The following is a 20,410-nucleotide window of genomic DNA, read 5'->3' on the forward strand; positions in this document are numbered from 1 at the left end:
CTTATGATACACCGCCAATAAAGATCCTCGACCTGGCTCGCTTTGACAGGCGGATAACAGGTAAACGAAAGGCGCCGGGACAATCGTTGATTGACTCCGCAATCAAAGGTGGTATGCTTCGCAGGCTATTCCATTTCATTGGGGTTATATTCGGTTTATGAGTCGAAAAGCACTGTCTTATCTGCTGTTAGTCTTGATTGCACTGCAATCAGTGACAGCTATGGCTGACGTTCATCCCCTTGATTATTCGGATACAGCCCCTTATTCCTCCGATGGCTCATCATCGGCAATGCTGGATAGCTCGACCGTTATTGATCCTGCAGATCAAAATACCGCGCCTGACGATCTGTTTCATTGCCATCACCATGGCTGCCATTGCCATGTCTATTTATCCGGTAACCTGACTCACTCAAACTTTTTGCATAAACATTCGTTGCATAACAACTATCAAGCCCTCATTCCCGAGGCCCCATCCTCGTCGCTGTACCGCCCTCCAATCGCCTGATTTTACCGATTAAGTTTTTTCTGTGTTGCCGTTATCGCTGCAACGCGCGGTTTGAATTATCTTAAATAAGTAGGATCTACCATATGCTATCAATACGTACTGCGCCGGGTTCTGGCGCTTTGGGGCGGAGGAATATCAAAAGCCGATGTATTCTGTTCAGTTTATTATTTTTCATTTCTTCGTCGGGGCTTAGCGCCGAGCCTGGGGACTCAACGATCACGCTGACCAATGCGGTGCAGCGCGCCTTGTCACAAAACCCGTCTTTAAAAGTTTTTCCCTACCGCTACGCAGCCCTTCAAGGGCAGGCCGAAACAGCCGGGTTAAGGCCGGCGTATGAGCTGGGATTTGACGCTGAAAATGTCGGGGGCACTGGGGACTTCAGCGGCGCAGGTGGTGCTGAACTCACCATTGCGCTGTCTTCGGTCATCGAAATGGGGGATAAGCGCGCGGCACGGCAAGGCGTAATCTCCCACAGTCGGTCGGTGCTCAATGCCAGCCGACAGGTGGAATCCTTGGCCTTATTGGGCGAAGTCACCCGCCGTTACGTCGATGTGCTAGCGGCACAGGAGCAGGTCACCCTGGCTGGCGAGGCCGCCCAGTTGGCGAGCGAGAGCTTACGCATTGTGAAAAAGCGGGCTACGGCGGGAGCGACACCCGAGGCGGAAGTCAAACGGGCACAGGCCGCTGCCGAGCAAGCGAAGCTCGCTTTGCTTTCGGAGCAGCAACGGCTTGCTTATTTGAAAGTGTCGTTGTCTGCCCTGTGGGGGGTAACCTCACCGGACTTTGACAAAGTGGAAGGTGATCTATTCCAGTTTGGCGAGGACGTGGCATTCGACCTGTTGTACGCCAAAGTTGAAAAAAATCCTGCGATAGAAGTATTCGCAGCAGAGTCCCGCCTCAAAGAAGCAGAAATACGCCTTGCTCAAACCCAATCCAGTGCCGATATCAGTTGGTCGGTGGGGGTTCGTCGCTTGCAGGAAACCGATGACACCGCGTTGGTAGCGGGTTTCAGCATGCCGTTGTTTTCCGGCAAGCGAAATGTCGGCGCCGTTTCGACCGCGTTGGCCGAAAAAAATCAGGTGTTGGCAGAGCGCGATGTAATGCTGCTGGATCTACACACGCAACTGTTCCGGGCTTTTCACAACCGCAAACAAGCCATTGTCGCGGTAGAGGCACTGCGCACCGCCATCATTCCCGCCCTTGAGCAGGCCCTGGTAGAAACTCAGGCGGCCTATCAACGCGGTCGCTACGGGTATCTCGACTATGTCAGCGCGCGGCAGGAATTATTGAGCGCCAGGCGCACCCAGATCGAAGCGGCCGCAGCCGCCTTAACCTATGGTGCAGAAATTGAGCAGCTAACAGCAGAGCCCTTGGCCTTGACACAGTATGGCGAAGACAACACATTTTCAGGAACCCCACAATGAAATCAAATACCCAGTTAAAAAAATCATTTATCCGTCTAATTACGTGTTGCTTTGCGATCACCCTGTTGTCTGGACAAACTTTCGCCGAGACGGGTCACGGAGAAGAGGAAGAGCACGGTGAAGAAGGCCACGTCGAGCTGACCCAGGAGCAGATAAAACATGCCGGCATTACGCTGGCAACCGTTACCTCGGGCACCATCCGCGATGTTTTGCCAGTATATGGCGTCGTCGCCACCAACGCAGAGCGTGTACAGTCGGTAACGGCACGCTTCGACGGCGTTATTCGGGAAGTTAAAAAAAGTGTTGGTGATCCGGTTCGCAAAGGCGAACCCCTGGTGACTGTGGAAGCGAATGAAAGTCTGAAAACCTATTCGATAGTATCCGCACTCAATGGTGCCGTTACCCAGCGTAATGCAAACGCTGGCGAGCACACTACGGATATCCCGTTGTTGGTAGTACAGGATTTCTCAACGGTTTGGGTAGAGCTGTCGATTTTTCCCAAGGATGTTGCCCAGGTTGAATTAGGCCAGCGGGTTCGCATTCTCAGTCTCGATTCGACCCAAATCGCAGAGGGAAAAATCATCTATATTGCGCCGCTTGGCCAAGCTGGTAATCAGGCCATTATGGCGCGCGCTTTGATCGACAACCCGAATGGCATTTGGAAACCCGGTCTCTTTGTCAACGCGCAAATCACCCGCGCAGAAATAGCCGCTCCAATGGTGATCCGCAACGAAGCCTTGCAAATCGTCGAGGATAACCCTGTCGTTTTTGTTCGGGGTGAGGAAGGTTTTGAACCACGTACAGTGACTTTGGGGCGAACCGACGGTGAGCTAAGCGAAGTGGTGGCAGGTCTGTCCGCAGATGAAGTGTATGTCAGCAAAAACAGCTTTACTCTGAAATCGGAGCTGGGCAAGGAGGATGCTGAACATGGACACTAAAACAGTATTCTTGGCACCATTTACGACGTCGAACCACCTACACGGCTTTAACCGGTCATATGAACCCACAATAGGAGTTCACCATGATCGATAAACTCATTCAATTTTCCATCGCGCGCCGCTGGCTGGTGATGTTTCTGGTGCTGGTAATTGGGGCCCTGGGTGTCTGGAACTATCAGCAGCTGCCCATTGACGCGGTACCCGATATCACCAATGTCCAGGTGCAAATCAATACGGAAGCCCCAGGTTATTCACCACTGGAAGTGGAGCAACGCATTACCTACCTGGTAGAACTGGCCATCACTGGGTTGCCCTATGTGGAGAGCACCCGTTCGCTGTCACGCTACGCCCTGTCTCAGGTGACCGTGGTGTTTGAAAAAGGCACGGACATCTATTTCGCCCGCAACCTGATCAACGAACGATTACAGCAGGCGAAAAGCGAGATGCCTTCGGGGATCGAACCGGTTATGGGACCCGTTGCCACAGGTCTCGGTGAAATCTTTCACTATGCGGTGCATGCAAAACCGGGCGCCTTGCAAGAAAACGGTGAGCCCTATGATGCAACGGCCTTACGCACCTTGCAGGATTGGGTGATCCGTCCCCAGTTGCGTCTGGTTCCAGGTGTTACCGAAGTCAATACCATTGGCGGCTTTGAAAAGCAGTTCCACATCACCCCTGAGCCTGCAAAGCTGCTGGCCTACCAGCTCAGCTTCGACGATCTGGTGGCGGCATTGGAGAAAAACAACGCCAACATCGGTGCCGGATATATTGAAAAAAATGGCGAGCAATATTTGATCCGCGCACCCGGACAGGTAGCTGACATCCCGGCGATCGAAAAAATCATCGTCGCCCGTCGTGACGGCTTACCTATTACCGTGGCTGACGTGGCCGAGGTGGGATTCGGCAAGGAATTGCGCACCGGTGCTGCGACGCTCGATGGTGAGGAGACAGTATTGGGTACCGCCGTCATGCTGTTGGGCGGTAATAGCCGGACGGTTTCCCAGGCGGTGTCGGCCAAGTTGCTGGAGATCAATAAAACGCTGCCTGAAGGCGTGATTGCTGAGCCGGTTTATAACCGTACGGTACTGGTCGATAAAACCATTGCCACGGTACAGGCCAACCTGGCGGAAGGCGCGATATTGGTTGTTGTCGTGCTCCTGGTCATGCTGGGCAACGTGCGGGCGGCCTTGCTCACCGCAATGGTGATCCCTTTGTCAATGTTGATGTTGATGACAGGCATGGTGCAAACCAAGGTCAGTGCCAATCTGATGAGTTTGGGCGCACTCGATTTTGGCTTGATTGTGGATGGCGCGGTGATCATTGTCGAAAACTGCATTTTGCGCCTGGCCGGACGTCAGCACCACCTTGGGCGCACCTTAAAGCTGGACGAACGTTTTCAAACGGTGTTTGCGGCCACCCGCGAGGTATTTACACCGAGTTTGATCAGCGTATTGGTAGTGATTCTGGTGAACTTACCCATCCTGGCGCTGACCGGCGTGGAAGGCAAAATGTTTACGCCCATGGCCATGGCGGTAATCATGGCCTTGCTGTCTGCGCTGGTGCTGTCACTTACCTTTGTGCCTGCCGCCGTGGCGCTGTTTATGACGGGGCATATTGAGGAGAAGGACAATTTCATTGTTCGCCATTCCAAACGGTTTTACGCCCCGGTTTTGGCGTGGGCACTCAAATTTCGCGTACTCGTATTGTCTGCGGCCCTGATCTTTGTGGTTTTGGTCGGCGCACTGGCAACGCGGATGGGTACGGAATTTATCCCGAATCTGGATGAGGGCGATATTGCCATCCAGGCGCTGCGAATACCGGGTACCAGTCTCACTCAATCTTTGGATATGCAGTTTCAATTGGAAAAAGCGGTGCTGGAAATCCCTGAAGTCAAAACCTACTTCTCGCGCGTCGGCACGGCTGAAGTCGCCAGTGACCCCATGGGGCCGAACATTTCCGATGGTTATGTCATGCTCAAGGATCACAGTGAATGGCCTGACCCTGACAAAACCAAAGCGCAGTTGCTGGAGGAAATCGGTGAGAAGTTATCATTATTGCCGGGTAATGCCTTCGAGATCAGTCAGCCGATCCAGCTGCGTTTTAACGAGTTAATATCGGGTGTGCGTTCCGATCTCGGGATCAAGGTGTTTGGCGACGATTTGACGCAACTGCTGAAATCGGGCGGCGAAATCGCGGCGGTATTGAACGGTATCAAGGGCGCCGAAGGGGTTAAGGTCGAGCAGGTGTCTGGGTTACCTATTCTGTCCATTAATGCCGACCGTTCAGCCATGTATCGCTATGGCTTGAATGTCGCCGATGTGCAGGACGTAGTCGCCGCCGCCACGGGTGGTGAAGAGGCCGGCCTGATCTTTGAGGGCGATCAGCGTTTCTCGATAGTGGTGCGGGTAGCCGAGCGCGTCAGGGGTGACTTGCGCGCGCTGGAGCGTTTGCCGATACCGCTGCCAGACGGCGGCTACGTGCCGCTGCGGGAAGTGGCTAGTCTCACCCTGGCCCCTGGACCTAATCAGATCTCTCGCGAAAACGGCAAGCGGCGACTGGTTGTCAGCGCGAACGTTCGCGGTCGTGATTTGGGTGGTTTTGTGGCTGAAGTTCAGGGCAAAGTTGCGCAGCAGGTGAAATTGCCGCCCGGCTATTGGCTGGAGTATGGAGGCACCTTTGAGCAACTGCAATCGGCCACGCAGCGGTTAAGCCTGCTTGTCCCCGTTACCCTAGTGATGATTTTTGCACTGTTGATGATGACCTTTGGCTCAGCAAAAGATGCGGCATTGGTCTTTAGTGGCGTACCGCTGGCGCTGACCGGTGGCGTTATCGCCTTGTGGTTACGGGACATCCCCCTCTCGATTACCGCCGGTGTTGGGTTTATTACTTTATGCGGTGTATCGGTACTGACCGGGGTCATGATGGTGTCGGCCTTTCGAGATGAGCTCAATCGCGGTGAATCCGTCGAGCAGGCGATTCTGGGCGGCGCCATGTTGAGATTGCGGCCGATATTGATGGTCGCTCTGGTGGCCGCATTAGGTTTCCTGCCGATGGCACTCAATACCAGCACCGGGGCGGAAGTCCAGCGGCCACTGGCCACGGTGGTTATCGGCGGCATTATCTCATCCACGTTACTCACTCTATTGGTACTTCCCGGCCTTTATCGACTGGCTTGGCGAAGGCCAAAAGCGATTGATAACAATGGCGAACCGATCGCTGAGTAATACCCGCTGGATCGCGGCAAGTATTCCCTTGCCGCGATCCATCTAACAGTAATAGCGAATTTTTTTGGAGTATTTACATGAAACAAATTACCGCCTTTATCCACCACGTTCGATCCGCCGATGTCATCGATGCACTGCGTGACGCAGGCTACAAAAACCTATCATTACTCGACATCAAGGGGACTTTAAAGCCCTTAGGCGAGCAGGAGTTGGCCTATTCTGCCGAAGCTGGCGTGGTTATCTCAGAAGTCCAATTATCACTGGTCTGTGATGACAATCAGGTGGATGAGGTGACGACCATCATTCGCAAAACCGGGAAAATCGGACCCAACATATCCGGTTGGGTATACGTCACCCCTGTCGAGCAAGCGCTACCGATTGGAGGAAAAGAAAATTAACTTCATGGCGAACTCTAACCCGACAAACACCTTTTGTGGTTGGCTGTGTCTTTCCGGTTTGATATTACTGATGGACCAGGCGAGTAAGTATGCCGTTGAGCGTACGATAGAGTACGGTGAGCGCGTGGAGATTAACTCAATTCTTAATATCGTACACATGATGAATCCTGGGGCTGCATTCAGCTTGCTAGCTGATGCTGGTGGCTGGCAACGCTATTTCTTTATTGCATTAGCCTCTGGCGTATCGGTTTGGTTGGTTTGGACAATGCGGCGGCGTCCAACCCGGCTTGAAGCGGCGAGCTATTCGATGCTGCTTGGTGGTGCATTGGGCAACCTGGTTGATCGTGTATGGCGTGGATCGGTAGTGGACTTTCTTGATTTTCACTGGAGCTATTCTCATTGGCCAGCATTCAATCTGGCTGATACAGCGATATTCATAGGGGTATGTATTTTTATTGTGAGTACCATAGGTAGTAGGAATCATCAAGTTCATGATGAAGGCGATAACAGCGACCATGAAAACAACAAAGGAATGAGGTAAGTGGAGAACACGCTCCCGCTGTGGCATGTGGAGCGTGTTCTCGGATTTATCAATTACTAAATAACCTCATGTCTTGTCCCGTCGAAAAGGCTGCATCAACTGTTGCCAATAGTCAGCTGGATAATTCGGCGTTGAAGCGATACCAAGATCTTTAGTACAGATCGTTCGTTCAGAGTCAAAATAAGCCGTTCCCAACAAGCGATCCGTCAAGGTGGTAAAAAGCCCGAAGTTCACATCGCCTTCTTCTGCCGTATTTAAGTGGTGGAAACGATGCACCGCGTTGATTGCGAGAACCCTCCTCAGCGGTCCAGTAAAATACGCCACGTTCGAGTGCTGCAATAGTAACTGAAGCACTTCTGCAACCACCAACAACATCAGGACATTTTGTGGCACTCCTACAAAGAGCAATGGTGTCGTTCCTGCGACGGTTTCTATCAATTGATGCAATGGATGTTTCATAAGACCATTAAAACCGTATAGCCGTTTTACGCTGTGATGAACGGCATGAAGGCGCCACAGTGAAGAGAGGCGATGACTGGCAAAATGCGCCAGGGTGATGCCAACATCAGAAATGAGGATCGCCAAAAGTAACTGGAAAGCCAGCGGCCACCCGGAAGGCCATATCGGTGCCAAGACCAGCAAGCCACCAAATAACGGGAGTACAGCAACGCCAATAACATTAAGTGACTCGTTCATAAAGGCGTGAAGCAGATCGCGTCGCTGATCTTGTTGCGGTTCATTAAACGCACGATCATAGGGTGTCAGTTTTTCGGTGGCGAAGGAAATTCCTATAAATACCAAGATCAAAAATACCAGCCAACCTTGGTTGTAACCCTCGGCAACAAGATAGATAGCGACGCCATTTCCGACGAGCAAAAACAACGGCAAATACAGGAGCCTAACCAACCACGTTATGCTACGAATCATTTTAACACTCCTCGCTGATTGAGAGTGTTCAGCATCTCATGTTTACACGTAGCCACATTGAACGAAAGTGCTGTTTATTCTGACAAAAGCCGTTGAATAACTGCCGGGGAAACACCAAAAGCCTCGGTAACAGACCGGCAGAAATGGGCCTGATCGGAAAATCCCGATGCAATTGCCGCATCAGTGAGTGACATTTGGCGTGATAACTCAAACCCCGTTAATAGTTTTAACCACTTTTTATAGCTGCGTAAAGGTAAGCCGGTGCTTTCGGAAAACCAGTGGGAAAAACGACTTGGGGAAAGACGAACTTTCTTTGCCAACTCGGCTCTAGAGATTGATCGCCCATCCATGGCTTCGGCATGTAATGCTTTTAAAATGTGGCTCAATCTGCTCTTTGGATCAGATGTTTGATCGTGCCGGTAGTGACGCTCGAAAGCCTCCAGTTCGAATGAAAGGTTTTCCGTGGCAGTAAAGCGAGATAAACACGCCGTATTGAATTCCTCACGGAGTGTCCCAATGGGTTGCATCAACGGATTTTTTATGTGAGGCAGCAAGGCTTTGCAAATATCATGGGTTGGATCGATATAAATACACAGTACCTCGGCCATTATCAATTGATGAGTAACTCCAGCCGGTATCCATAACCCCTTTTCTTTGTGCCGTGTTTCGCTGGAAATGACTTCAACGTTTGCATCTAAACCGATCGCGATTTGATGCGCCCAATGTTTATGGGGCTTATTGTCTCCTGACTCGCCGAGGAACGCACCGATACCTGGTGTTATCGCTACTGAGCCGCGCCATGGGTTCACTAAAGTATTTGTTGTGATCATTACCCTATCTCTACAAAGGCAGCTTTTCATTGTAGTTGACTGTCTATAAGCGCTTGCAACTTTTCTAGGAGGATAAATGAGGCATTATTGGTGAATTGCTGTCCTTCTTCGATGTACTCCCATACGGTAGCGTCGCTCTTCCAGCCGCCTTGTTTCTTAATAAACTCAAAGTCGATTTTTTCCCTCGCTGCCGATGTAGAGAGGCCACGCCGAAAGCTATGGCTGCTCAAGTCCGGCACGAAATCGAACTGACAGGCGTTGCCCAGAGTCTTGAGTAATTGATTAATGTCACCGGGATTCAGTGCTTTGGGTTGAACCTTATCCCAACGGTTAACGGGACGAAAAACCGGACCTTCATTGATATCAGCCAATTCTATCCAGTTCTTCATGGCCATAGCAGGACAGCAGCCTGGTGCACCGAAAGGTAATGCTCGCACTAAGCCCATGGCTTGTTGATCGGTCTTGGAACGAGACAGCCGGATGAGAAGTCCTTCTGGTTCCCACACCAGATCACCGATTTGAATGGCCACCAATTCGCTACGACGAAAGGCGCCAAAAAAGCCGGTCAACACCAGCGCGATATCCCGCTGTTTCTTTTTGGTGTCAGGCAGTTGCCGCAAGTGATTCACCATCTGGGCAATGTGCTCCAAACGTAATGCCTTGGCTTTGCGTTTGGGTTGGCCTTGAGTACGACGAACGCCTTCCATGGTTTTGCGGACCAACGGATCACTTACCGGATCGATGAGCCCTTGGTAATGGTGCCATTGGCTAATGGCGGTCAGGTGCAGATCCAAGGTCCGGGGGTTGAGCGATTCGGCTCTGGCCAGCAGGTAACGCACGACAGTATCCCGATCCGAGGGCAGGCGACCACCCCATTTTTCAAATTGGCGAATGGCCGAGCGGTAGGCTTTGCGCGTGTTGTCGGACGTCGCTGCCTGGAGGTAGTGCCGCAATGATTCGGCTTCCTGACGTTCAATCAGGGTCGATTCCTCATTACGTAATGGCAAGTTGCTAGCCGGTTTTGGCGGTTTGTTGTTCATGAATAGGATTTCCTTCGATGTCGCTCAAAAGGCGGCTATGTACCGGCGTTACAAGTCGAAAATTTACGTCAAGATCCATTAACCTACGATAAGTGTGATTATCGTTGGTTAATAATTGATATTCAAGCAGCCTAGAAAACAGTAAAGATAATGTTATATTACGTGTTACGTAATACATTACCAAATAATCTGAGAGGAACCTGCCATGGCCCGTGCCGGAGTCACTTATCACGATATTGTCAAAGCCGCCGAAGCCATTAGCACGCACGGCCAGGAACCCACGGTGGACCGGGTGCGCGAGCACCTGGGCACCGGCAGCAAAAGCACCATCGCGCCGTTGCTCAAACGCTGGCGGTTAGACAATGGGGCGGCGGCCGATGTCAGTGGACTACCGAACGACCTCGTCGAAGTGGTAAAGTCCCTGTATGAGCGGGTGCAGCAGATGGGCGACCATCGGATCGAACAGGCTCGCGACGAATTCAAGGTTTCGAATGATGAACTCCGAAAAGAACTGACCGAGGCCCGCAACACTATCGCGCAGCTTACCGCTCGCCAACAGGATCTGAACAACCAACTATCACGTGTTATTGAGAAAAAAAGCCAGCAAGACAAGTCCCTGGAAGACGCCCGTGTCGGCCTGGCCAAAGCCGAGTCCCAGCGGGATGAAGCTCTTGCACGAACCACTGAATTGAAAGAAAGCGTTGCCGAACTCAAGCAGGAAAACCGGGATATCCGCGATCATTTCGAACATTACCAGCAGCGCACTGCCGAAGACCGCCAGCAGGAGCGCGAACAGTTCCGTATAGTTAACCAGGGGTTAAATGATCAGATTCAGGATCTGCAACACCGGCTCGCACAGACTGAGTCGAGAGCGTCCGAGCTATTCGACATCAACGCGCAGTTACAACGAAATGCCGATGAATTAAAACGGGCCAATGCGGCGCTAAATAGCGACTTGAACGCAAAGATGGAAGATATCCAGAACCAGGAACACGAGTATGAAGAAGCCGTGACAAGGTGCCGGGAATACCAGCATAAAAATGAGCAATTGTCGGAAAACATGGCCGCGCTCACCACTCAGAAAGCAGATGTCGATAAGCAAGTGGCCGTGTTATCCCACGCACTGGAGACCACCAAAGCCGAACTGAAAACCGCCCAGGATAAAGTGGCATTTCTGACCGATGAGAATAAGGTGATTCTTCAGGAAAAAGCAGTGATCCAAGGGCAGTTTAAACAGCTTCAAAGTTCGCTATAACGATTTAATGGATGTGTTTTGATCGTCTGGCTGCAAATGCAGAAATCGTTGCCAGCCCCTAAACGAGCAAACTTGGCAAATTTGTCGGTTCTTCCACAAGACCCTGCAGGCCAAGGAGAAGCATCGATTCGACAAACGTCAGGTGGAAAAAGAATATTGATATTCCTACATATTATCAATGTGTTATAGGTTTTGTGGCTAATTTCAACGCTTTTACCGGCCGAATGCAGCCGAACCTCAAATACAGGGATTAACGGCTATCAAACGAAAACCTACGGTTACGAGGGTGCCACAGGATTCAAAACCGTAGGTTTTCGTTCAAATGCCCCCGCTGGTCCAATACGGACAAATCTGCAATTGAGCACGGTCATGGGTGAACTGAATGTCGCCAGCGCTATGTTATTGATAGTAAAAACTTAGTCGGTGACTTTTCAAAGTGGAAAAGGTTAAAAAAACGTTATGGTTGAAAGTTGTCGCCTTGAGAAAGGAAAACCAATCGAGCTGGAGTATCGTTATTATATTAGTTCTGAGGCGTTAATTGCCGAACAAGCAGCGATAGTCGTTCGAGAACATTAGGGCATAGAATCGATGCGCTGGGTGCTTGATGTCAGTATGAGTGAGGATGTATGTCTGATATACAATGCTCACGGGGCGGAAAATCTATCATGCCTGCATCATATGAGCTTGAATATGTTAGGAGCAGAGCCGACGAAGATAAGCATTGTTAGAAAACAAAAGCGATGCATGATGAATCCATCGATGCTTAAAGTAGTATTAAAGACTGGATTTAGTAGCTCGGTTACAAATAAAATACTCATGCGGTGGCCCTGAGTCCTGTGCTCTCTGCAATATCCCTTGGGCATATCTACATAGTACAGAGCACATATCCCGCCCAGGTCTGCATCTCCCCAGTGTTATGTCAGGGTAAGGATTCATTGAATAGTTTAATAATTGTAAGTTGAATATCTTAATAGACCTAGGATTGTGACTTACATCATGGAATTTGATTCTAAAATTTGCTAACGTAGTCCATATGATTAAATTGAGTATAATAGCATGATTAAGATTTTGCTAAATTTAGCAGTTATATTGACATTAATAACACAGTTATTAGTGCCAAATAATGCTATGTCTAGCGAAATGTCTGAATCAAGTATGCAAACTAGCTCTATGTCACATTCAGTTACGATGGACAATGATTGTGATGATACTGATAACTGTTGTCCCGAAGATTCAAGCCACTGTATTAGCCATTGCCATGCAGTCGCTAATGTATTTGTTTTGTTATCAGATTCAAATTTAGTTAATGCTCTATTCACAAGTTCTAAAGTTAACTCAACTTTATGGATATCAACTCCGGCTTCGCTTGGAAGTCAAAATCCCCCTCCAATTGCTTAATTCTTTATTTTAATTAATCACTTACTATTAATTTATAAAGATTTTCGTTGCTCGTTTACTTATGAGCATCATAAAGCATCTGGAGTTTATCATGAAAAAATTTATCGCAATTACACTTTTATCTTTAGCTAGTACAGCTTCAATGGCTGCTACTATTACATTACCTGATTATCTTGTTTTTACTTCAGTTGATGGTCAGTCTGTGACTAATAAGGGGCAGATTGACATTGAACCTGGTCAACATTTACTTGAACTTCAGTTTTTTGACGTTTTTTCAACGGGAGCAGATGATACTAATTTTGTAAAATCTGATGCATTATATTGGAGTTTGAATTTAACTAAGAACGAAGATATTCAGGTTAGAGCTAAGGATATTTTCACTACAAAATCTGCTCGCAAATTTATCGACTCCCCTCAGATCACAATAGACACGGCTAGCTTAAAAGGCGAATCAGTTAAGCTGGTTAACCATGCAGAGTTAATGTCTATCATTATGAAACAACACAGTAAAATGATGAATCATTAATTGGATTAATAGGGCGCTATCATAGCGCCCTATCAATACCTAATATACTTCTTGAGCTGTGTGTTACACACAGAGTTATAGTTGAACTATCGTAGTTATTTATGATGGTTTGGAGGTTGTATGAAAGTGGCTCAACTCGCTAATAAATTGGGTGTATCCGCTGATACTGTGCGTTTTTATACTCGAATTGGATTACTCAATCCAAGCAAATCTCCCAATAATGGTTATAAAACATTCAACCATAAAGATATGGTGAGGATGCAATTTATTTTGAGTGCTCGAAATTTAGGCTTTTCTGTCGAAGATATTAAAGTTATTTTTTCTAAGACTGATCTTGGGGATAGTGCATGTCAACTTGTACGCGAATTAATTAAAGTAAAGCTGCTTGAAACTGAGCAACAGTTCAACGAAATGGTGCAATTAAGAAGTAAGCTTTCTAAGGCGATACAAGATTGGTCTCAAATGCCTGACAACATACCCACAGGAAACATGATTTGCCATTTAATAGAGAATACAAATCAAGAGGATATAGTTTCAGAAGAATTAGGAGTTCCCCATTATGTTGATAAAGCTTCAATGGAGATTAAGTGATGACTAAAACAGGCCATACTACAATACAACTCAATATCCTCGGCGCAGGTTGCGCGAGTTGTGTTGGCAAAATTGAAAAAGCGATTAACAACGTGCAAGGCGTTGATTCGGCCGAAATGAACTTTGCCGACAGAACAGTACTTGTTTCGGGTAACGCATCTGCCGAGTTGATTATAAAAGCAGTAGAAAGCGCTGGTTATAATGCCACTCAAATACAGGCTGAGTCGGCAGAAGATGCCATGAACGAGAAAGAACAGGCTGATTTACAACATTATAAAAGTTTATTACGCCATACCATTATCGCCTTGTCCGTCGGTATCCCGTTGATGATTTATGGACTTTTTATTGGCGAAATGACGGTATCAACCCTATTAGAGCAAACTGTGTGGGGACTGGTCGGTGTGGTGACTCTGGCAATTATGCTTATATCAGGTAGGCATTTTTATATCGGCGCTTGGAAATCATTTTTAAACCATAATGCCAATATGGACACCCTCATTGCCTTAGGTACCGGTACTGCTTGGGTTTACTCGATGTTGATTGTTTCATTTCCACAATTGTTCCCCGAGATGGCAAGACATGTTTACTTTGAAGCGACCGCAATGATTATTGGTTTAATTAATCTTGGTTTAGCACTAGAAGTTAAAGCGCGCGGTAAAACCTCTGAAGCGATTAAGCGTCTCATTGGTTTGCAAGCTAAAACTGCTCGGGTTATCCGTGATGGGAAAGACCTCGACATCGATATTGCTCATGTATTACTTAATGATCATGTAAAAGTTCGCCCTGGCGAAAAAATTCCAGTCGATGGGGTGGTTTTTGAAGGTAACAGCACCATTGATGAATCAATGTTGACCGGTGAGCCAATGCCTGTTGAAAAAGTGATAGGTGACGATGTGGTCACTGGCACCTTGAATAAATCAGGCTCAATCATATTTAAAGCCACTCGTGTAGGTAAGGATACCGCACTGGCTCGCATTATTAGTATGGTCAAACGGGCGCAAAACTCTAAGCCGCCGATTGGGCGTTTAGCAGATGTCATAGCCGCTTACTTTGTGCCCGCCATTATGATTATCGCTATAGTCAGTGCCATGGTGTGGTTTAATTTTGGCCCTGAGCCGTCAAGTGTATTTGCCATCGTGTCTGCAACAACAATATTAATTATTGCTTGTCCTTGTGCGCTAGGTCTCGCAACGCCAATGTCAGTGATGGTTGGCGTTGGTAAGGCAGCTGAATCGGGGGTGCTTATTCGTAACGGTGAAGCATTGCAAACCGCGTCTAAAATAACCGCCATGATATTAGATAAAACCGGCACCATTACTGAAGGTAAACCGCAAGTTACAGATATTATTTTGGTTAATGCCGACAGTGAAGAACAGGTACTTGCCTTGTCTGCTGGAATCGAAAGTCACTCCGAACATCCACTTGCGCAAGCCATTGTAGAAAGTGCGAATGATAGAGGTATAGAAGCCATTGACACTGAGCACTTCAATGCCATTTCAGGTAAAGGTGTAGAAGCTGAAGTGGATGGCCAGACATTACTATTTGGTAATTTAAAACTGATGTTAGACAAACACATTGATATTGGCCTTCACGAAGCTAAGGCTCAAGTGTTAGCTGAAAATGCAAAAACACCAATGTATTTAGCGCTTGCAGGGCAATTACTGGCCATTATTGCGGTATCAGATCCGATAAAGCCTGATTCAATTGAAGCGATTGCGAGACTGAAACTCAATGGCATCAAAGTGATTATGTTAACCGGGGACAATAAAGCGACCGCCGCAGCAGTGGCTAAAAAAGTTGGTATTGATGATTTTTTCGCAGAAGTCATGCCAGAAGATAAAGCCAATAAAGTAGCTGAACTTCAGCAACAAAATGAAGTGGTTGGCATGACTGGCGATGGGATTAATGACGCCCCCGCATTAGCGTTAGCCGATGTTGGCTTTGCTATTGGAACAGGCACTGATGTGGCGATAGAAAGCGCTGATGTGACTTTAATGCGCGGATCACTTCATGGTTTAGCCGATGCGATAGCCATTAGTAAAGCAACGCTGCGCAACATTAAACAAAACTTGTTTGGCGCGTTTATATACAACGTCGCGGGTATTCCCTTAGCAGCAGGTGTGCTTTTTCCTGTTTTTGGTATTTTGCTAAATCCAGTGATTGCTGGCGCTGCGATGGCCTTTTCATCACTTACCGTAGTGAGTAACGCTAACCGTTTACGTTTGTTTAAAGCCAAAGAACACTAGGAGCTTCAATATGTTAATTAATTTACTGTGTATCGCATTAATCGGTTTTATCATTTGGTGGTTTTGGCTATATAAACCGACAAACGATTCTAGTGTTGACGCTAGTACATTGATACTGGTTAAAGACGGTGTGTATACGCCAGCACGAATTAAAATTTCGGCTAATACACCAACAGAGATAACTTTTTTACGCCAAGATAAATCCGGATGTTCAGCCACTGTCTTGCTACCAGACTTGGAGATTAGCCAAGATTTAGCGCTGGATAAAACGACGACGATAGCCTTACCGGCACTGGAAAAAGGTGAGTATCCATTTCATTGCCAGATGCAAATGTATAAGGGTGTATTGATTGTTGAGTAAACACTAGATATCTATGCGTACTTTTCAATATTTTGGTATCAGTGATGCATATAATAGCAGTATTAAAATGAGCATTTTTAACTTTGCCATCAATATTTTGATTCTAACCTAAGCTGTTTACGGTCTAGGTTAGAATATTGGCCATTTTATCTAGAACTTCAGATAAATGATGAGTTAATGATTAAGAGAGAGATTATGAGTGATTGTGAACATAGACCGGGCGTTAAAGAAGCGACTTTAGTTGTCAGAAACCTAAGATTAACTGGAGTTGATAATCAAAATTTAGAAACATTACAGACTGATATAGTCAAACTGTTTGGCATAGATGACGTGACTTATAATGAAAAATCGGAAGTTATTTATCTTACCTATGATGTCAGTCATATCAATTTAGAAAATATTGAGGAAGTTATCAGAAAGCATGGTGCTGATACTCATAATGATTGGTGGACCTATATAAAGGTAAATTACTATCAATTTGTGGATCAAAACATAAAAGATAACGCAAAACATCAACCACATTGTTGCCATAAAGTTCCAGGAACCAAGACCAGTTAAGAAAATTAGAAGATCTTTTTTATCGGTAATTATTACCTTATTAGTGAGATCTTTTGAAGTGTGATCTACGTCAAGTATTAGTAGTTTATAGTAAAAAATATTACAGTTAACTATGATTATTTAGTAAAGTTAAGTTAGCATTAATACAACTAATTATATTGGAGTTTTATCTTGAGTCGTATGCGAATTATTACAGTGATGCTTATCTTGATGACATTTGTCAATCAAGCCTTTGCGTCTGTGATTTTGCCATGCCCCTCTGATATGAATTCAATGTTAAGTAAATCAAACCCTGTTAATATCGCTGCGACTAACGCTTGCCATCACCAATTAACATCAGATGTCGATACCGTTAAAACATCTACCACTGACATTCCTGACTGTTGTGATAGTCAATGTGATTGTCCGATAGGTACTTGTTTTTCAATTGCCCTTGAAATGGATACTTTTCAGTCAGTCACTATTTCAAGTTTGAGTCATTTTATATCAGGTTTAACTCAAAATACGACTCCACAATATAACTCTTCTTTATATCGTCCTCCAATATTTTCTTGTTAGATAGGAAAGTTTTGAGCAAATTTCGCTCGTTTTTCTATGCGTTTATCTTTTTTATAAATTAACAAGATATTACTTTGTTCGAATTTAATTCGAATGTAGGTAACTAATTTGGAGGCTTTATGTCTTTAATTTACAAGAGGTTGGGTGATATATACACTCAATCTATTCTGATAGTAGTGATGTTTTCTATTGGAATGAGTGCTGCGGTATATGCGGCAGGACCAGTACAAAAATTAACATTGGAAGAAGCGGTTTATCTTTCTCAGACGAACGATCCTTGGTTAGTCAGTAATCAATATCAACAAGATGCTATTAAATCTGAAAGTATCGCGGCAGGAACCTTACCAGATCCAAAAATCAGTGTTGGTTTAGCGAATTTGTCCATTAACACTTTTGATTTTGGACAAGAAGCAATGACTCAATTGAACATTGGTGTCACTCAAATGTTTCCCCGTGGTGATAGCTTAAGTTTACGCAAACAACAACTTGAGTTAATGGCTGAGCAATACCCATTTTTAAGACAAGATAGACGAGCTAAGTTAAGTGTCACCACCGCTCAAATTTGGTTTGATATATATAAAACGCAAGAGAGTATTGCACTGATTGAGCGTAATCGGAACTTATTCGAACAATTATCTGATGTCGCAAAAGCAGGATATTCATCTGCTTTAGTTAAATCTAATCAGCAGGATATCATTCGTGCTCAGTTAGAGGTGACCCGTCTCGAAGATAAGCTGACTGTTTTGGCTCAGCAAGAAGATATGTTTAAACAGAAATTATCTGAATGGGTTGGTAAGGCATTTGTTGATAAATATCGAATAGGTCATGAACAAGATTATGAGCTGTTATTTTCGACGTTTACCGTCCCTAATATACTTCCTCAAATTAAACTAACGAATCCTAATCTTTATTTCGATGAGGAAAATAGCCAACATTACCAACAGTCTCTGTATGAAGCGTTCTCTGTTCATCCACTCATTTCAGCATTGGAGCAAAGAATTGAGTCAAGCCGAAAAGGTGTCGAGTTAACAAAGCAATTGTATAAGCCTGAATGGGGTGTAAATGCTGGATATAGTTATCGAGGCGATGATCCTATGGGTAATTCTCGCGATGATTTGTTGTCAATAGGTGTGAGTTTTGATTTACCAATATTTACTTCTTCAAAGCAAGATAAGCAAGTTCAAGCCGCTATTTCTCAGTCAGAGTCAATTAAAACAGAAAAGTGGTTACTGCTTCGAAACATGATGGCGTCATACGGTACTGCGAAAGTGCAATTTCTTAAATTGGAACAACGTCAGACACTCTATAACGATTTTTTATTACCTCAAATGCAAGATCAAGCAGATGCGTCATTAACGGCTTACACGAATGATAAGGGAGATTTCGCTGAAGTCGTTCGCTCCCTCATTGCTCAATTGAATACTCAATTAGATGCTTTGGCTATTAACGTTGATTTACAGAAACTTAAAGTTCAATTGAACTATTTTTTTACCCCCAATGTGGGTCCAGTTAGCATCTTACATAAATCTTATGTTGATGGAGAAGTAAAATGAACAACAATTTAAAAATGATCAGCATATTAGTTATCGGTATTCTTACTGGTATTAGTGCATCAATCTTATATACACCGAAGAATGAAATAGCTTCAGAGGACAGCGCAAAAGCTAAGCCATCATATTGGGTCGCACCTATGAATCCTAATTATCGTAGTGATAAACCAGGGAAATCACCAATGGGTATGGATCTTATACCTGTATACGAAGATGGCACCGATTCGACAGATTTTGGACCTGGTGCCGTTAAAATATCACCTGCAGTGATTAATAAACTTGGTATGCGGACATCCGTAGCAACGTTTGGCACACTACAAACAAGCATTAAAACAGTTGGATATGTTCAATATGATCAAGATCAACTTATTCATATTAATCCAAGAGTCGAAGGATGGATTGAAGAACTTTATGTAAAAGCTTCTGGTGATCCGGTTATTAAAGGGCAACCTATATATTCGATTTATTCTCCTGCTTTAGTTAATGCGCAAGAAGAAATGTTATTAGCTTTAAATCGAAATGATCAGCGTTTGATTACAGCTTCTGAAGCTCGGTTGAAAGCATTATTAATACCAAGCGAGGAGATTAAAGCGTTACGAAAAAATAGAATAGTCAAACAAAATATTACGTTTTATGCTGATCAAAGTGGTGTTATTGATAATTTGAATGTAAGGGAGGGCTCGTTTGTAAAACCGGGTATGACAATGTTTTCAATTGGTTCATTAACACAAGTATGGGTTGAAGCTGAAGTTTTTGAACGTCAAGCAAACATGGTTAAAGTTGGGCAAGAAGTTGAAATGAAATTAGATTATTTACCTGGTCAATCTTGGCAAGGAAAAGTCGATTATGTCTACCCCGCATTAGATAGTAAAACAAGAACGCTAAAAGTGAGATTGCGCTTCGATAATACCAATGCTGCATTAAAACCGAATATGTTTGCACAAGTGTCGATAAAAACACGAAGTGATGAGGATGTATTACTGCTACCAAGGGAAGCAGTGATTAGAACAGGAAACTCAGACCGAGTAGTACTTGCCCTCGGTGAAGGTAAATATAAATCTGTAGCAGTAACGTTAGGGCGATTCGATGATGATAAAATTCAAATAAAATCAGGCCTGTATGACGGAGATGTTGTTGTCTCGTCAGCACAATTCCTATTGGATTCTGAATCAAATAAAACCTCTGACCTTAAACGTATGAGAGCACCTGACGATGAGCAAGAAAATATTCAAGCCATCACTCCAGAAACGGCTTGGGTAGAAGCAAAAGTAAATAGCTTAATGGCTGCACATCGAATGATTAATGTGGACCATCAAGCTGTCAGTGAATGGGAATGGCCACAAATGACCATGGACTTTACTGTTGATGACAGTGTGGATTTCTCTGTATTTACCGTTGGTGCTGTGCTTCATATTGAATTAGAAAAAACATCAGACGGCTTGGTCAAAGTGGTAAATATACACAATCCCAAAGCTACTGATGATGTATCTAATACAACACATCAAGCAGATCATTCAGGAATGGAGATGGGAGAATAACC

Annotated in this window: 18 protein-coding genes and 1 pseudogene; 16 read left to right on the forward strand and 3 right to left on the reverse strand. The window is 45.6% G+C overall.

The annotated features are described in order from the left end of the window. Positions 1 to 157: 157 nt before the first annotated feature. The 6 genes from K8B83_RS03325 (at position 158) to lspA (ending at position 7,030) form a co-directional block, all read left to right on the forward strand. Entirely contained in the window at positions 158 to 505 is a 348-nt protein-coding gene (locus tag K8B83_RS03325) for a hypothetical protein (RefSeq protein ID WP_188740396.1), read from the forward strand. 83 nt (positions 506 to 588) lie between these two features. Then, on the forward strand, positions 589 to 1,929 hold the full coding sequence (locus K8B83_RS03330; protein WP_188740397.1) for a TolC family protein: 1,341 nt from the start codon (positions 589 to 591) through the stop codon (positions 1,927 to 1,929). Beyond that, a complete protein-coding gene (locus tag K8B83_RS03335) occupies positions 1,926 to 2,867 on the forward strand; it encodes an efflux RND transporter periplasmic adaptor subunit (protein WP_188740398.1) in 942 nt (313 codons plus the stop codon). The genes K8B83_RS03330 and K8B83_RS03335 overlap by 4 nt, the downstream gene beginning before the upstream one ends. Positions 2,868 to 2,950: 83 nt before the next feature. Then, complete coding sequence (locus K8B83_RS03340; protein WP_188740399.1) at positions 2,951 to 6,091, forward strand: efflux RND transporter permease subunit; 3,141 nt, start codon at positions 2,951 to 2,953, stop codon at positions 6,089 to 6,091. 77 nt (positions 6,092 to 6,168) lie between these two features. Next, a complete protein-coding gene (locus tag K8B83_RS03345; RefSeq protein WP_188740400.1) occupies positions 6,169 to 6,489 on the forward strand; it encodes a P-II family nitrogen regulator in 321 nt (106 codons plus the stop codon). Between the two features lie 4 nt (positions 6,490 to 6,493). Further along, positions 6,494 to 7,030 (forward strand): signal peptidase II, encoded by a 537-nt coding sequence (gene lspA, locus K8B83_RS03350; protein ID WP_140907663.1) that lies wholly within the window; start codon positions 6,494 to 6,496, stop codon positions 7,028 to 7,030. Between the two features lie 66 nt (positions 7,031 to 7,096). Here the strand turns inward: lspA and K8B83_RS03355 are convergent, their stop codons facing one another. The 3 genes from K8B83_RS03355 to K8B83_RS03365 all read right to left on the reverse strand — a co-directional run bounded on the left by K8B83_RS03355 (position 7,097) and on the right by K8B83_RS03365 (position 9,827). Beyond that, positions 7,097 to 7,957 carry a sterol desaturase family protein gene (locus tag K8B83_RS03355; protein ID WP_188740401.1) on the reverse strand — a complete coding sequence of 287 codons (861 nt, stop codon included), beginning with the start codon at positions 7,955 to 7,957 and terminating at the stop codon, positions 7,097 to 7,099. Between the two features lie 74 nt (positions 7,958 to 8,031). Beyond that, the gene (locus tag K8B83_RS03360; RefSeq protein ID WP_050991421.1) at positions 8,032 to 8,787 is read right to left on the reverse strand and encodes a helix-turn-helix domain-containing protein; all 756 of its coding nucleotides are present in this window, start codon (positions 8,785 to 8,787) and stop codon (positions 8,032 to 8,034) included. Positions 8,788 to 8,813: 26 nt separating this feature from the next. Continuing rightward, entirely contained in the window at positions 8,814 to 9,827 is a 1,014-nt protein-coding gene (locus K8B83_RS03365) for a tyrosine-type recombinase/integrase (protein ID WP_188740402.1), read from the reverse strand. Positions 9,828 to 10,032: 205 nt separating this feature from the next. Between K8B83_RS03365 and K8B83_RS03370 the strand changes: the two genes are divergently transcribed. The 10 genes and pseudogenes from K8B83_RS03370 (at position 10,033) to K8B83_RS03415 (ending at position 20,408) form a co-directional block, all read left to right on the forward strand. Next, the gene (locus tag K8B83_RS03370; RefSeq protein ID WP_140907661.1) at positions 10,033 to 11,082 is read left to right on the forward strand and encodes a DNA-binding protein; all 1,050 of its coding nucleotides are present in this window, start codon (positions 10,033 to 10,035) and stop codon (positions 11,080 to 11,082) included. 359 nt (positions 11,083 to 11,441) lie between these two features. Then, a pseudogene (locus K8B83_RS03375) lies at positions 11,442 to 11,913 on the forward strand (ISAs1 family transposase); the annotation flags it as partial. Between the two features lie 658 nt (positions 11,914 to 12,571). After that, the gene (locus K8B83_RS03380) at positions 12,572 to 13,006 is read left to right on the forward strand and encodes a DUF2057 family protein (protein ID WP_188740404.1); all 435 of its coding nucleotides are present in this window, start codon (positions 12,572 to 12,574) and stop codon (positions 13,004 to 13,006) included. A gap of 120 nt (positions 13,007 to 13,126) precedes the next feature. After that, a complete protein-coding gene (locus K8B83_RS03385) occupies positions 13,127 to 13,597 on the forward strand; it encodes a MerR family transcriptional regulator (protein WP_160056747.1) in 471 nt (156 codons plus the stop codon). Next, positions 13,597 to 15,843 carry a heavy metal translocating P-type ATPase gene (locus K8B83_RS03390; protein WP_188740417.1) on the forward strand — a complete coding sequence of 749 codons (2,247 nt, stop codon included), beginning with the start codon at positions 13,597 to 13,599 and terminating at the stop codon, positions 15,841 to 15,843. The genes K8B83_RS03385 and K8B83_RS03390 overlap by 1 nt, the downstream gene beginning before the upstream one ends. A 10-nt stretch (positions 15,844 to 15,853) precedes the next feature. Next, entirely contained in the window at positions 15,854 to 16,204 is a 351-nt protein-coding gene (locus K8B83_RS03395) for a cupredoxin domain-containing protein (protein WP_188740405.1), read from the forward strand. Between the two features lie 195 nt (positions 16,205 to 16,399). Then, positions 16,400 to 16,762 carry a cation transporter gene (locus K8B83_RS03400; protein WP_188740406.1) on the forward strand — a complete coding sequence of 121 codons (363 nt, stop codon included), beginning with the start codon at positions 16,400 to 16,402 and terminating at the stop codon, positions 16,760 to 16,762. Positions 16,763 to 16,933: 171 nt separating this feature from the next. Continuing rightward, entirely contained in the window at positions 16,934 to 17,320 is a 387-nt protein-coding gene (locus tag K8B83_RS03405; RefSeq protein WP_188740407.1) for a hypothetical protein, read from the forward strand. A gap of 119 nt (positions 17,321 to 17,439) precedes the next feature. Continuing rightward, complete coding sequence (locus tag K8B83_RS03410) at positions 17,440 to 18,873, forward strand: TolC family protein (protein WP_188740408.1); 1,434 nt, start codon at positions 17,440 to 17,442, stop codon at positions 18,871 to 18,873. Beyond that, a complete protein-coding gene (locus K8B83_RS03415) occupies positions 18,870 to 20,408 on the forward strand; it encodes an efflux RND transporter periplasmic adaptor subunit (RefSeq protein WP_150138785.1) in 1,539 nt (512 codons plus the stop codon). The genes K8B83_RS03410 and K8B83_RS03415 overlap by 4 nt, the downstream gene beginning before the upstream one ends. Positions 20,409 to 20,410 lie beyond the last annotated feature (2 nt).

The sequence above is a fragment of the Shewanella inventionis genome, assembly GCF_019931735.1.
GTDB lineage: Bacteria > Pseudomonadota > Gammaproteobacteria > Enterobacterales > Shewanellaceae > Shewanella > Shewanella inventionis.

Coding starts and splice junctions, on each gene's coding strand:
- K8B83_RS03370 (WP_140907661.1), top strand. CDS start 10,033: ATGGCCCGTGCCGGAGTCACTTATCACGATATTGTCAAAGCCGCCGAA.
- K8B83_RS03390 (WP_188740417.1), top strand. CDS start 13,597: ATGACTAAAACAGGCCATACTACAATACAACTCAATATCCTCGGCGCA.
- K8B83_RS03380 (WP_188740404.1), top strand. CDS start 12,572: ATGAAAAAATTTATCGCAATTACACTTTTATCTTTAGCTAGTACAGCT.
- K8B83_RS03340 (WP_188740399.1), top strand. CDS start 2,951: ATGATCGATAAACTCATTCAATTTTCCATCGCGCGCCGCTGGCTGGTG.
- K8B83_RS03410 (WP_188740408.1), top strand. CDS start 17,440: ATGTCTTTAATTTACAAGAGGTTGGGTGATATATACACTCAATCTATT.
- K8B83_RS03345 (WP_188740400.1), top strand. CDS start 6,169: ATGAAACAAATTACCGCCTTTATCCACCACGTTCGATCCGCCGATGTC.
- K8B83_RS03330 (WP_188740397.1), top strand. CDS start 589: ATGCTATCAATACGTACTGCGCCGGGTTCTGGCGCTTTGGGGCGGAGG.
- K8B83_RS03335 (WP_188740398.1), top strand. CDS start 1,926: ATGAAATCAAATACCCAGTTAAAAAAATCATTTATCCGTCTAATTACG.
- K8B83_RS03400 (WP_188740406.1), top strand. CDS start 16,400: ATGAGTGATTGTGAACATAGACCGGGCGTTAAAGAAGCGACTTTAGTT.
- K8B83_RS03360 (WP_050991421.1), bottom strand. CDS start 8,787: ATGATCACAACAAATACTTTAGTGAACCCATGGCGCGGCTCAGTAGCG.
- K8B83_RS03365 (WP_188740402.1), bottom strand. CDS start 9,827: ATGAACAACAAACCGCCAAAACCGGCTAGCAACTTGCCATTACGTAAT.
- K8B83_RS03415 (WP_150138785.1), top strand. CDS start 18,870: ATGAACAACAATTTAAAAATGATCAGCATATTAGTTATCGGTATTCTT.
- K8B83_RS03385 (WP_160056747.1), top strand. CDS start 13,127: ATGAAAGTGGCTCAACTCGCTAATAAATTGGGTGTATCCGCTGATACT.
- K8B83_RS03325 (WP_188740396.1), top strand. CDS start 158: ATGAGTCGAAAAGCACTGTCTTATCTGCTGTTAGTCTTGATTGCACTG.
- K8B83_RS03355 (WP_188740401.1), bottom strand. CDS start 7,957: ATGATTCGTAGCATAACGTGGTTGGTTAGGCTCCTGTATTTGCCGTTG.
- lspA (WP_140907663.1), top strand. CDS start 6,494: ATGGCGAACTCTAACCCGACAAACACCTTTTGTGGTTGGCTGTGTCTT.
- K8B83_RS03395 (WP_188740405.1), top strand. CDS start 15,854: ATGTTAATTAATTTACTGTGTATCGCATTAATCGGTTTTATCATTTGG.